Raw genomic sequence first — 12,496 nt, forward strand, 5'->3', positions numbered from 1 at the left:
GTCACGGCATCGGGGCGAACTCGGGCAGCGTGAGGGCCGAGTGGGCCGGTCGTGGCGTCGCGGAGGGCATGGTGACGAGGCCGCGCAGCATGGTGTTGCGTTGCTCCAGGGCCCGCGCCGTGGTGGGGAAGAGCCTGGCCCCGCCGTTGTCGACCAGTGCCTGATTCATGGCGACGAACTCACCGGCGTCGCGTTCGTAGGCGGCGAAGGCCGCGGTGTGGTCCCGGTTGGTGGCCAGGGCGTTGGCGAGCGTATAGGCACCGACCAGCGCGAGGCTCGAGCCCTGTCCGGTGAGGAACGAGGGTGCGTACGCGGCGTCGCCGACGAGCGCCACGCGGCCGCTGGACCAGTGGGGCATGCGGATCTGGCCGGCCGTGTCGAAGAACAGGTCATCCGCGTCGCGCATGGCCCTGACCATGGCGGGGACCTCCCATCCCGCGTCCGCGAAGACCGTGGCGACCAGGTCCCGCTGGGCCTCGGGGTTCCGGAGGGTGTCGATCGGCGGTTCCGGCTGGTGGAAGGTCAGGAAGGCGTGCAGCTCGTCGCTGTCCCCGACGGCGTACAGAGCCGCGGCTCGCCCCGGGGTGTTCCACATCATGACCTCACGGGAGAGCTCGAAGGTGTTCGGCATGGTGAAGATGGCGAAGGAGTAGCCGAGGTAGCGGTGGAACCGCTCTTCGGGGCCGAACACGGACTCCCGGGTGTGTGAGTGCATACCGTCGGCGCCGACCACCAGGTCGAACGTGCGCCGTCGCCCGCTGTGGAACGTGACGTCGACCCCGGGTCCGGACTGGTCGAGGGTGTCGATGGAGTCGTCGAACAGGAACTCCACGTCGTCGCGGACTATTCCGTACAGGGCCGTGGCCAGATCGCCACGACGCACCTCGAGGTCCTGTCCCTCGACACCGCCGGCGACGGCCGACGGGCTGAGCGTGGCCACTTCACCGCCATCGGCGTCGAGGAAGGTGCAGCGACGCGAGTCGACGTGGGCGTCCCGCAGCCGTGGCAGTATCCCCATCCGCCGGACCACCTCTGTCGCGGTACCGCGGATGTCGATCGGGTAACCACCGTCGCGCAGCGCGCCTGCCTTCTCCACCACCGTGACCGCGAATCCGGACCGGTGCAGCCAGTACGCCAGCGCCGGTCCGGAGATACTGGCCCCGGAGATCAGAACTTCGCCGGTGGATGTCATGCCTGAGCTTCCTTCTTCGTGATACGGACGGCGAGCAGGGACAGTGCGGCAACGACGCCGGCGACGGCGAACCCTGTGACGAAGGCCGATTCGGCGGGCAGGCCCGTCTTCGGGTCGGCCCCGGCGTCGAGGATCGCGGCGGCGATCTGGGCGCCCAGGGCGATGCCGATCACGCGTGTCACCACCAGCACGCTGGTGGCGATGCCGGTGTCCTTGGTCTCGACGGCGCCGGCGGCGCTGGTGAGCAACGCCGTGGTACCGGCGCCCGCGGCCATCGCGGCCAACGCCTTCGCGAGGACGAGCTGCCATTCCGCGGTGTGCAGCGACACCAGGGCGACCATCGTGGCCGCCGTGACGACGGCGCCCACGACGACCACGGCACGCAGCCCGAAACGCCGCGCCGTGATCCCGCCGACCGAGTCGCTCACCGCCCCGGCGATGGCGCCGGGGAGCAGGAACAGTCCGATGTCGGTGGTGTCGGCCCCGAAGCCGTACCCGTCGCCCGGTACCCCGAACAGCTGCGGGAGCAGAAAGCTCACCATCCCGAAACTGGTGGTGATGACGATGGTGAGCATGCACGCGTGCCACATCGCGGGCTTCGCCAGCATGCGGAGATCGACCATCGGCGAGGCGGCCCGGCGCTCGACGACGACCCATCCGGTCGCGAGGGCCGCCACGGCCACCGCGAGGGCGCCGACCGCGAGTGGCGGCAGGCCGTCGTCGCCGGTCACCCGCACGAGCCCGAGCATGAACGCGAGCAACGTACCGCTCAGCAGAACCACGCCCGGCCAGTCGAACCTGTACTTCGATTCGATCGGCGGATCATGCGGCATCAGCCGGGCCACGACCAATGTCATTGCGATGATCACGATCGTCGGCAGCGCGAACATCCAATGCCAGGAGAGTCCTTCGGCGATCGGCCCGGCGGTCAGCGTTCCCACCATGCCGCCGCCCGTGAACAGCGCCATGACCAGACCCATCCCCAGCTGCGACTCCCCTGCCGGGAGGTGTTTGCGCACCAGGATGAAGGAAAGCGGCAGCGCACCCACCATGGCGCCCTGCAATACCTGACCGAGCAACAACACCGGCAGATTCGGCGCCAGACCGGCCAGCAGACCACCGGCCGACACCACCGCCATCAGCCGGACCAGCACCCGCTTTCCGCCGTAGCGGTCGCCGAGTTTGCCTGCGACGGGTGCGATGGCGGCGCCGGTGATGAGCACCGCGTTGGAGACCAGTGCCCCTTCACCGGAGCTGACTCCCAGCTCACGTTGGAGCAGTGGGAGCGCGGGATCCACCACTGTCTGGAGGGTGCCGAGGGCGAGGGCCAAGATGCCGAGGGCACCGATCGACAGCCTCCCGATGCGGACCGGGGACGGGGGCGGGGATGGAGACGGGGACGGGGAAACCACAGCTTGGGACATAGCGTCCCTTTCATCGTTGGATGCGAGTTCATCGTTGGTCGCGAGCAGCCGCGTGAACCTGCTTGATGTGTGCGCGATGCGCGCGATTCACGCGCCTCCAACGATTCCCTCCGGCGCCCCCGCCGGGCATCGTCCCCCGCCGCCGTCTTCCCCTGGTGCGGCCGGACCAGCGACCCAGGTGTCCTGGTGCCTGCGCACTACAGGCCGCCCCGGGCCGCGGCTCCGCGGGCCGGGCGCCGGATCGTGTCACGGCGCTGGATCGAGGCGTTGTGGGGTGCCGATGTGGAAGCCCTCGTCGCGGCGGTCTCGGAGGCGGTCCGCCCCTGCTGATGACACCGGCGAGCCCACCGCTCAGTGGGCTTCCACATCGGCCGTGGGCGTCAGCTGCCGCCCGTCACCTTGACGTAGTCGACGACAAGCTGCTGCGGGAAGGAGGTGTTGCCGTCCGGGTCGCCGGGCCAGTCACCGCCGACGGCCAGGTTGAGGATGATGTAGAAGGGGTGGTCGAAGACCCAGCGGTTGCCGTTGAGGTCCGAGGGCGTGCGGGTCTGGTAGACGTTGCCGTCGACGGACCAGGTGATCTTGTTCGGCGACCAGTCGATGGCGAAGGTGTGGAAGCCGTCCGAGAACTTGCCGCCATTGGGCAGGGTGTAGCCGGCGCCGATGCCGCCCGAGCCGGAGTAGCCGGGGCCGTGGATGGTGCCGTGGACGGTGCTGGGCTCGAAGCCCACGTTCTCCATGATGTCTATCTCGCCGCAGTTGGGCCAGCCCGCGCTGCCGATGTCGTTGCCGAGCATCCAGAAGGCGGGCCACATGCCCTGGCCCTGCGGCAGCTTCATCCGGGCCTCGACATGGCCGGAGGCCGTGGTGAACTTCTGGGAGGTGTTGAGGCGGGCGGAGGTGTACTCACACCGGCCGTACCAGCAGTTGTAGTTGGCCGGGTTCTCCTTGCGGGCGGTGATGACGAGGTTGCCGTTGCCGTCCAGCGCCGCGTTCTTGTTGCCGTCGGTGTAGTACTGCCGCTCGTGGTTGTTGACGTTGTCACCGGTCTCCAGGCCCCACTTGGAGCCGTCGACCGCGCTGCCCGCCGGGCCGTCGAAGTTGTCGGTGAACTCGGCGGCGGCCTTGGTGTGGGGGGTGTCCGTGGTGGCCGTGGCCGGTGCGGTGAGCCAGGGAGTGGCGGCGAGCGCGGTCGCGGAGAGCAGACCGATCACGGTGTTGCGCAGCGTACTTCTCATGGAACGGTGGTGCCTTCCTGTGTGGGGGATGGGACCGGTGGGTGCCGGTCCGGTGGGGGAAGGTGTGTGTCCGGCGATTGGGGGCCGGGATCCGTGGGCGCTACGGCACGGGCGTACGCGTGGTGGGGGCCACGCGCGTCAGCGCTCCGGGAGGTCGACGCGCCGGAGGGGGGCGCGTCGGCGCTCCTTGAAGGGTGGTGGCCGGGCGACAGATGGGAGGAGGGCGCGTCAGCGCTCCTTGAGGGGTGGTGGCCGGGCGACAGATGGGAGGAGGGCGCGTCAGCGCTCCTTGAGGGGTGGTGGCCGGGCGACGGGCGGGCCGTTGCGCGCCCTCCGTCAGGAAGTGGCGGACGGGCAGGGCGGCGGCGCCGAGCGCCACGGCGTGGGGGCCGAGCCCGCACACCCCGATGTCGGTCTGCGCGTAGGGTCTGCGCAGCGCTTGCGCGGCCACCGTCTCGCGGATCCGCGGCAGCATACGGGCGCCGAACATCAGCCCGGCCCAGCCGCCGAGGATGATCCGCTCGGGGTTGAAGAGATTGACGAGATTGGCGATTCCGGCGCCCAAGTACACCGCCGCCTCCTCCAGGACGCGCTGCGCGGCGGACGAGGTGTCGGCGGCCGCGAGCAGCGCGGCGAACGCGGACTCGTCGTCGGCGCCGGGGGTGACACGGCCGCGCCGGGCCTGGCGGTAGCGCTCCAGGACCGCCTCGGCCCCGACGTACGCCTCCAGGCAGCCGCGCGCGCCGCACCGGCAGCGGCGGCCCCCGGCCTGGACGGTGGTGTGGCCCCACTCGCCCGCGCTGTCGGTGGCGCCCCGGTAGAGGGAGCCGTGGGTGATGACGCTCGCGGAGACGCCGGAGCCGATGAGCGCGACGACGCCGTGCTGGACGCCGCGGCCCGCGCCGAACCACATCTCGGCCCGGCCCAGGGCCTCCGCGCCGTTGTCGATGTGCAGGGGCAGCGCGGTGCCGGTGCGCAGCATCCGCTCCAGGGGGACGCCGTCCCAGCCGGTGGCCGAAACGCCGATGCCGACGCCGAGGATGTGCCCGTGGGGGATTCCGGCTTCCTCGATGACGCCGTCCAGGAAGGTCAGGATGTGGCGGACGGCGGTCTCGGCGCCGTGCTCGGGGGAGGGACCGGAGGGTAACGGGTGGACGGCTCCGGCCCGTTGGGTGAGGGCGAGGTCGAACAGCCCGACCCGGACCCGGGCATCGGCGACCTCGACGCCGATGACGTAACGGTGCCCGGCGACCGGCCGCAGCCGCCGCGATTCCGCCTCTTCCGTGACGACGCCTTCGGCGATCAGTTCGCCGATGACCGCGCTCACGGTGGTGGCGCCGAGCCCTGTACGGCGGACGAGCTCCTGGCGGCTGAGCGGAGCGTGCAGATACAGCGTCCACAGCAGCGAGGAGCGGCCGCCGTGCCGCGGATCGCGCACGGTGGTGCGCAGCGAGGGCTGGGCTGTCCGCGCCTTGGCCGTCATCGGTCACCTCCGGGGAGACACAATGTCCAGCCCTGTTCGATGCATGTCAATAGGTCTGGACCTTCTTGCATCAAAGAATTTGAGGCGGGGTCCGACCCAACTCGCCCTGAACCGACAGAAGTCGAACCCTCAGCGCGCTCCACCGGTGGCGAGGAAGTGCGCCAGCGGCAGCGTGGCCGCACCCAACGCCACCGCATCGGGCCCCAGTTCGGCCAGCCCGATCTCGGTCTGGGCGTACGGCCTGCGCAGTGCGTAGGAGGCGGTGGCGGCCCGGATCCTGGGGAGGACGCGGCCGCCGAGGAGCAGCCCGGCCCAGCCGCCGAGGATGATCCGCTCGGGGTTGAAGAGGTTGATCAGATCGGCGATGCCCGCGCCGAGGTAGGCGGCGGTCTCCTCCAGCACCTCGCGCGCCCGCGCCTCGCTCCCGGCGGCCCCCACGATCGCGGCGAACGCGGCCTGCTGGTCCTCACCGACACCGTCCGCGCCACCCACACCGGCTCCGCGCGCCCCGTGTCCGTAGCGGTCGAGCACCGCCTGCGCCCCGACGTACGCCTCCAGACAGCCGACCGCACCGCATCGGCACGCGCGCCCGCCGACCTGGACGACCGTGTGCCCCCACTCCCCCGCGCTGCTGGTCGCGCCCCGGTACGGCACCCCGGCGGTCACGATGGCCGCACCGACGCCGGAGCCGATCAGCGCGATCACCGCGTTGTCCGCGCCGCGCCCCGCCCCGAACCACATCTCGGCCTGCCCCTGCGCGGTGGCGCCGTTGTCGATGAACAGCGGCAGCTCGGTGCCGGTGCGCAGCAGCCGCTCCAGCGGCACCGCGTCCCGCCCGGCGGTCGGGCCGTGGACGAGGATCTCGTCCCCCTGTTCGACGACGCCGGGGACGCCGACCCCGACGCCGATGACGGCCTCCGGCGAGGCGCCGCTCTTGTCGACGACCGCGTTCAGGCCGGTCAGGATGTGGCCGACGACCGGCTCCGGATCCCGCTCCAGCCCTCCGGGCGTCAGCGGATGCTCCCAGCGGGCCAGTTCGGTCAGCGCGAGGTCGAACAGCTCCACGCGGACATGGGTCTCGCCGACGTCGACCCCGATGAGATGGCCACCGCCCGGCGTGACCCGCAGCAGGGTGCGGGGGCGGCCGCCGTCGGACTCGACGGACCCGGCCTCCTCCACCAGTTCGTCGGCGAGCAGCTCGCCGACGACATTGCTGACCGAACCGGAGCTGAGCCCGGTGAGCGTCCCCAGTTCCTGACGGCTCACCGGACCCCGGAAGTACAGCTGGCGCAGCAGCGTCGAACGGTTGCCGCGCCGCAGGTCGCGGACGGTCCGTCGGTTCATCTGACCCATCGGGCTCCTTCCCCCTGCCCGAACCTACCGGACGCGGCCGCTCTTGACGCCGACTGCTTTCATCGCTTAACTCACGGTCTGAATGAAGTCACGCGCTTCACTTTTTGAACGGTCAAGGGTGGGTTGACACGGTCAAGGGGTGGGTTGACGGGGTGCCGCCCCTCATCCGGTCAACGGCGGCCGAGCGGCGCCGCGTTGTGGCCGCCGTACGGTTCACCCCTCCGAACCGGGGGCCTCGAACAGCGCCAGCAGATCCTCCCGCCCGAACATCCGCGCCGTCTCGACGGCCGAGGGGGATCCGGCGCGCGGGTCGGCGCCCTTGGCCAGCAGCACCCGCAGCACCTCCGCCTCACCCTTGAACGCGGCGCCCGCGATGGGGGTCTGACCCCGTTCGTTCACCCGATTGGGGTCGGCGCCGCGCTCCAGCAGGGCCGACACCGTCGCGGGATGGCCGTAGTAGGCCGCGAGCATGAGCAGGGAATCGCCCTTGTCGTTGGTGAGGTTGGCCGGGACGCCCGCGTCCACATAGGCGGCGAGCGTATCGGTGTCACCCTGCCGGGCCAGGTCGAAGACCTTGGCCGCCAGCTGGAGCACCTCCGGGTCGTGGGCGGGCTCGCTCTCGGGGTTCGATTCGGTCATGGCCTGTCGCCTCCGGCTTCGCTACCTGGGTATGTGATCACCCACCCTAAGGACGGCGGCCGACCCATCCGGGCAGGCGGGCACCCCCGCCCGACAGGCGGTCGGACCGTAGCGCCACGCCTCCATGGTGATGATTACACCGATAATCCACCCAATTGCACCTTTCGCTCGGCGGATGCATGCTGTGATCCTGAAACCACTCATGGTGACTGACCGTCCCCCATCAGCCAGGAGACCGTGATGATCCTGTCCATTTCCGGCGTCGTGCTGCTCGGCATCATCGTCTTCATCTTCTTCCGCAAGGACGGCCTGAAGGGGTCGCACGCGGTCATCTGTGCGCTCTTCGGCTTCTATCTCGCGTCCACCGCGATCGCCCCGAGCATCAAGGCGGGCGGCGCGAGCCTCGCCGGCCTCTTGGGTGGGATCAAGATCTGACGTGGGCCGGAGACCGCTCCCCCGCCTCCGTCTCGGCAGCGCCGGGGGCACCCCGCTCGTCCCGCTCGGCCGCGGCCGGGCGTTCGCCCGCAGCACGGCCGACGGCGTCGCCGATGTGCTCCAGCCGCTGGTCGCGCTCTCGCGCGGGTTGCGCGTGCTCGCCGCCGCCGGGCGGCGCAAGTGGACGGAGCTGCCGGGCGACCGGCGCGGACCGGTGTGCACCCTCGTGGTCGCCTGCGGCTTCGTCCTCTACTTGCTGCCGTACGGGCCCCTGGCGGCGGCGATCAGCCTGATCGGCGCGGCGGGCTGGGCCGGGCGGGGGCGCGCCGGCGCCGCCTCCGAGACGCCCGCCGACGGGACCGAGCGGCTGCGCACGCTCTACGAGGCGCTGGTGCCGTACTTCTCCGCCGCCGAGGACCCCAGCCCGCTCTACAGCCACGGCGGCGACTGGTCCGAGGCGTTCGACTCCTTCGCCTTCGACGAGAGCGGACGGCTCACCCGGCTGCGCCTCCACTACCCCGCGTACTTCACCGACGGCGAGCCCGCGGCCCGCACCCGGATCGAGCAACTGCTGTACGCGAAGTCGGGGCGCGGCCGTGAATATCTGTTCGAGTGGGACGAGGAGGCCAACAGCCTCACCCTGACCGTGCTGCCCGCCCTGTCCACCGCGATCCACGCCCAGCGCTTCGTCACCGCGCCCGGTGAGACGGTGCTGGGCTTCACCGACCCCTCGTCGGTGCAGCGGACGCTGCCGGTGCTGGCGGCGCCGGAGACCTGCGGGGAGGACGAGGAAGACGAGGAGGGCGCGGAGGGCACGAGGGATGTCGGGCTCAAGAAGGCGGCGGACGGGCCGGAGACCCATGACGTACCGCCGGTGGTCTGGCGCACCGGCCCCCGTTCGACCGAACCGCATCTGCTCGCGCTCGGCCAGCCAGGAAGCGGCACCACGACCCTGCTGCGCTCCATCGCGCTACAGGCGCTGCCCCATGGCGAGGTGCTGGTGGTGGACGGCGGCGGCACCGGCGAGTACGCGTGTCTGAGCGGACGTACGGGGGTGCTGGCGGTGGAGTGCGGGCCGGCCGGGACGCTGGCCACGCTGGAGTGGGCGGGCCATGAGACCGAACGCCGGCTGATCGCCGCCAACCGCGCCCGCCAGCTGGGGCACGCGCCGCCGGAGGACATCCAGCGCCCGCTGTGGATCCTGCTGGACCGGCCGTCGGTGATGAGCCATCTCGCGGCGGCGGACGGCCGTACCGATCCGCAGGAGCTGCTGGCCGTGCCGCTGCGGCACGGACGGGCGGCGAACGTACGGGTGGTGGTGGCCGATCAGCTGGACGCGGCGGAGGCGCTGAGCGAGGCCGTACGGAGCCACACCCGGGCCCGGGTGGTACTGGGCCCGGTCTCGTCCGAGCAGGTCACGGCCGTCCTCGGGGCGCCGCCGCACACCACGCCGACGCCCGAGGTGCCTCCGGGCCGCGGCTATGCCCGCCTCGGCGCGGGCCCGGTGCACCGCCTCCAGGTGCCGGCCACACCCGATCCGTGCGACGAGGCGGCCAGTGAGGCCGAGCGGCAGGCGGTGCTCCGGCTGCTCCCGGCCCCGGACCCGGCGGCGCCCCAGGCCCCGGCACCCGTCGGGGGCTGAGCGCTCCGCCGGAAGTGCCCTGACCTGTCGTCGATCGTCCGCGGCGCCGTCGTGGCTGGTCGCGCAGCCGGCCGGCGCCGCGTCGCCTTACGGCGGCTCAGGCCACATACGTCCGCGGCGCCTCCGCCTCGATCGTGGCGCCCGTGGCCACCAGGTCGGCGGCCGCGGCCAGCCGGGTGGCGGCCTTGTCGGCGACCGCTCCCCCGACCGTGAACGGCAGCCGTACGTACCCCTCGAACGCGCCGTCCACCCCGAAGCGCGGACCCGACGGCACCCGGACCCCCAGCCGGGCGCCCGCCTCGGCGATGCGCGACCCGGAGAGGCCGCCGGTACGGGCCCAGAGGGTGAGCCCGCCGTGCGGCACGGTGAACTCCCAGTCGGGCAGATGGCGCCGCAGGGCGTCGACGAGGGCGTCGCGGTTGCCGCGCGCGAGCTCCCGGCGGATCCCGATGGCCTCCTCCCAGCCGCCGGCGTTCAGCAGCCAGGCGACGGCGAGCTGTTCGATGACGGGGGTGCCCAGGTCCGCGTAGGCGCGGGCGGCGACCAGGCTGCGGATGACATCGGGCGCGGCGCGCACCCAGCCGATCCGCAGCCCCGCCCAGAAGGTCTTGCTCGCCGAGCCGACGGTGATCACGGTGCTGCCCGCCGGGTCGAAGGCGCAGACCGGCCGGGCCGGCTCCACCTCGTCGTCCAGCCGCAGCTCGGCCATGGTCTCGTCGGCGATCAGGACGGTTCCGGCGGAACGGGCGGCGTCGACGAGTTGGCGGCGCTGGTCCTCGGTGGCGAGGGCGCCGGTGGGGTTGTGGAAGTCGGCGATGACGTAGGCCAGCCGGGGCGCGGCGGCGCTGAGCACCTGGCGCCAGGAGGGGATGTCCCAGCCCGCGAGGTGGTCGGCCATGGCGACGGGGACGAGCCGGGCGCCCGCCTCGCGCATCAGCTGGAGGATGTTGGCGTAGCTGGGCGATTCGACGGCGACCCGCTCCCCGGGGCGGACCATCAGCCGGCAGGCGGCGGCGACGGCTCCCATGGCGCCGGTGGTGACCATGATCTGCTCGGGCATGGTCGGTATGCCGCGGGCGGTGTAGCGGTCGGCGAGCGCCTGGCGCAGGGCGGGCAGCCCGGCGGGGTAGTCGCCGTGGGTGTGGGCGTAGGGCGGCAGTTCGTCCAGGGCGCCGCGCATGGCGCGGGTGAGCCAGGGTTCGGGGGCGGGCAGCGCGGCACAGCCGAGGTCGATCACCGAGGCCGCGGCCTCGGGCGGGAGCGGATCGAGCCCCCGGGTGGGCAGCGGACTCCCGGCGGGCATGGCGGTCCAGCTCCCGGCGCCGCGCCGGGACTCCAGGAACCCCTCGCCGCGCAGCGCCTCGTAGGCGGCGGCGACGGTGGTGCGGCTGACCGCGAGCGCCGCGGCGAGCTCGCGCTCGGCGGGGAGGCGGGCCGCGACCGGAACCCGGCCCTCCAGGATGAGCAGCCGTACGCCGTCGGCGAGGGAGCGGTAGGCGGGGACGCGGCGGCCCCCGGTCAGTGCGGCCGCGGCCCCGGCGGCCACGCCGTCGCGGGTGTGCTGTGACCCGAGCAGCCGGGCCAGTTGGGGTGCCCCGACAGCGGACGTCCATGGACTCATCGAATGCGGTCCACCTTTCGGAGATTGGCCGTGGAACTGGACTGGTTCCGGGCCACAGAGTGACATGCCGCAGGCCACTCACACCAGGAGCACGCGTTGTCCGACCTTCCACGCCGCCACCTTCCACGCCGTCTTGCCCAGCTCTACGTGGGGCTGGTGCTCTACGGGGTGTCCATGGGGCTCCAGTTGCGCGCCATGGTCGGTCTCGACCCGTGGGACGCCTTCCACCAGGGCGTCTCCGAGCACACCTCGCTGTCGATCGGCACGGTGACGGTCGTCGTCGGCGTCGCCGCGCTGCTGCTGTGGATCCCGCTGCGCCAGCGGCCGGGTCTTGGCACGGTGTCGAACGTGCTGGTGATCGGGCCTGTGATGGACGGCACACTGTGGCTGATACCGCAGCCGGAGGCGCTGGCGGTGCGGATTCCGCTGCTGCTCTTCGCGATCGTGCTGTGCGGCGCGGCCACCGGGCTCTACATCTCGGCGCGGTTCGGGGCGGGACCGCGGGACGGGCTGATGACGGGGCTGCACCGGCGCACCGGTTGGTCGATCCGGCTGGTGCGGACCGGGATCGAGCTCGCGGTGCTGACCACCGGCTTCGCGCTGGGCGGCTCGGTGGGGGCGGGAACGGTGCTGTTCGCGCTGACCATCGGGCCGCTGTCGCAGTTCTTCCTGCGGGTCTTCGCGATCCCCGCACCCGGCGGGACGGGCTCCGGGATCGTGGCGCGCGGCGGCGCCGAGACCCAGGTCCGGGACCTGATTTAGGCCTGGGGCCGTCGGGGCGGTAGTGTACGCCCTTGGCCTACCAGGCGGACCGTTACTGCGCGCTAAAGTACCAGAAACGCTGGGTGACATCTGCTGCCAGATGTGACAAACCGGGCGCCTGTGGGTAGAACAACGGGGCGGCACGACGGGCGACGCATGTCCCAATACGGGAATCTTCACCGCCGACCGGACGTTGACCGGATGACGACGACAGCGACACCTGTCCTGTGGGCGACAAGCCCGGGAGGCACGATTCATGAGTGAGCGAGCTCTTCGCGGCACGCGACTCGTGGTGACCAGCTACGAGACCGACCGCGGCATCGATCTGGCCCCGCGCCAGGCGGTGGAGTACGCATGCCAGAACGGCCATCGATTCGAGATGCCGTTCTCGGTAGAGGCGGAGATCCCGCCGGAGTGGGAGTGCAAGGCGTGCGGCGCCATGGCACTCCTTGTCGACGGCGACGGTCCAGAGGAGAAGAAGGGCAAGCCCGCGCGCACGCACTGGGACATGCTCATGGAGCGGCGCACCCGCGAGGAGCTGGAGGAGGTGCTGGCCGAGCGGCTGGCGGTTCTGCGCTCCGGTGCCATGAACATCGCCGTGCATCCGCGGGACACCCGTAAGTCTGCCTGAACCGAGCGGCAGCACTGCGGTAACAACTGAAGTACGAGGGCCGGGGCCACTGCTTAGCAGTGGCCCCCGCACTTGT

General features: G+C 71.9%; 12 protein-coding genes. 5 read left to right on the forward strand and 7 right to left on the reverse strand.

Going from position 1 to position 12,496, the window contains the following annotated elements; genetic code table 11:
- Position 1 precedes the first annotated feature (1 nt).
- Positions 2 to 1,192 (reverse strand): FAD-dependent monooxygenase, encoded by a 1,191-nt coding sequence (locus ACT2CW_RS08690; RefSeq protein WP_445516141.1) that lies wholly within the window; start codon positions 1,190 to 1,192, stop codon positions 2 to 4.
- Positions 1,189 to 2,616: an MFS transporter gene (locus ACT2CW_RS08695; RefSeq protein ID WP_445516142.1), complete on the reverse strand. Its 1,428-nt coding sequence runs from the start codon at positions 2,614 to 2,616 to the stop codon at positions 1,189 to 1,191. Before ACT2CW_RS08695 ends, ACT2CW_RS08690 begins: the two co-directional genes overlap by 4 nt.
- 186 nt (positions 2,617 to 2,802) lie before the next feature.
- On the opposite strand from ACT2CW_RS08695, the gene ACT2CW_RS08700 reads away from it, so the two are divergent.
- Entirely contained in the window at positions 2,803 to 2,946 is a 144-nt protein-coding gene (locus ACT2CW_RS08700; protein WP_445516143.1) for a hypothetical protein, read from the forward strand.
- A 50-nt stretch (positions 2,947 to 2,996) separates the two neighbouring features.
- Here ACT2CW_RS08700 and ACT2CW_RS08705 read toward each other — a convergent pair whose 3' ends face one another.
- From ACT2CW_RS08705 to ACT2CW_RS08720, 4 genes are all read right to left on the reverse strand, one after another.
- The gene (locus ACT2CW_RS08705; RefSeq protein ID WP_445516144.1) at positions 2,997 to 3,854 is read right to left on the reverse strand and encodes a glycoside hydrolase family 16 protein; all 858 of its coding nucleotides are present in this window, start codon (positions 3,852 to 3,854) and stop codon (positions 2,997 to 2,999) included.
- Between the two features lie 100 nt (positions 3,855 to 3,954).
- Positions 3,955 to 5,337 carry an ROK family protein gene (locus ACT2CW_RS08710; protein WP_445516145.1) on the reverse strand — a complete coding sequence of 461 codons (1,383 nt, stop codon included), beginning with the start codon at positions 5,335 to 5,337 and terminating at the stop codon, positions 3,955 to 3,957.
- Positions 5,338 to 5,466: 129 nt separating this feature from the next.
- Positions 5,467 to 6,690, reverse strand: coding sequence for an ROK family transcriptional regulator (locus ACT2CW_RS08715; RefSeq protein ID WP_445516146.1), 1,224 nt, complete (start codon positions 6,688 to 6,690; stop codon positions 5,467 to 5,469).
- A 213-nt stretch (positions 6,691 to 6,903) separates the two neighbouring features.
- Positions 6,904 to 7,329, reverse strand: a complete 426-nt coding sequence (locus ACT2CW_RS08720) for an ankyrin repeat domain-containing protein (RefSeq protein WP_164425164.1) — start codon at positions 7,327 to 7,329, stop codon at positions 6,904 to 6,906.
- Positions 7,330 to 7,569: 240 nt separating this feature from the next.
- Here ACT2CW_RS08720 and ACT2CW_RS08725 point away from each other — a divergent pair, with 240 nt between their 5' ends.
- Both ACT2CW_RS08725 and ACT2CW_RS08730 read left to right on the forward strand, forming a co-directional pair.
- The gene (locus ACT2CW_RS08725; RefSeq protein ID WP_037965369.1) at positions 7,570 to 7,764 is read left to right on the forward strand and encodes a hypothetical protein; all 195 of its coding nucleotides are present in this window, start codon (positions 7,570 to 7,572) and stop codon (positions 7,762 to 7,764) included.
- Position 7,765: 1 nt separating this feature from the next.
- Positions 7,766 to 9,406: a hypothetical protein gene (locus ACT2CW_RS08730; RefSeq protein ID WP_445516147.1), complete on the forward strand. Its 1,641-nt coding sequence runs from the start codon at positions 7,766 to 7,768 to the stop codon at positions 9,404 to 9,406.
- Positions 9,407 to 9,503: 97 nt separating this feature from the next.
- Here ACT2CW_RS08730 and ACT2CW_RS08735 read toward each other — a convergent pair whose 3' ends face one another.
- Complete coding sequence (locus ACT2CW_RS08735) at positions 9,504 to 11,027, reverse strand: SCO1417 family MocR-like transcription factor (protein ID WP_445516148.1); 1,524 nt, start codon at positions 11,025 to 11,027, stop codon at positions 9,504 to 9,506.
- A 96-nt stretch (positions 11,028 to 11,123) separates the two neighbouring features.
- Between ACT2CW_RS08735 and yczE the strand changes: the two genes are divergently transcribed.
- Together yczE and ACT2CW_RS08745 are read left to right on the forward strand one after the other, a co-directional pair.
- Positions 11,124 to 11,789 carry a membrane protein YczE gene (yczE, locus tag ACT2CW_RS08740; protein ID WP_445516149.1) on the forward strand — a complete coding sequence of 222 codons (666 nt, stop codon included), beginning with the start codon at positions 11,124 to 11,126 and terminating at the stop codon, positions 11,787 to 11,789.
- A gap of 256 nt (positions 11,790 to 12,045) precedes the next feature.
- Positions 12,046 to 12,420: an RNA polymerase-binding protein RbpA gene (locus ACT2CW_RS08745; RefSeq protein ID WP_014056358.1), complete on the forward strand. Its 375-nt coding sequence runs from the start codon at positions 12,046 to 12,048 to the stop codon at positions 12,418 to 12,420.
- The last annotated feature ends 76 nt before the right edge of the window (positions 12,421 to 12,496 follow it).

The sequence above is a fragment of the Streptomyces sp. NEAU-174 genome, from assembly GCF_052665095.1.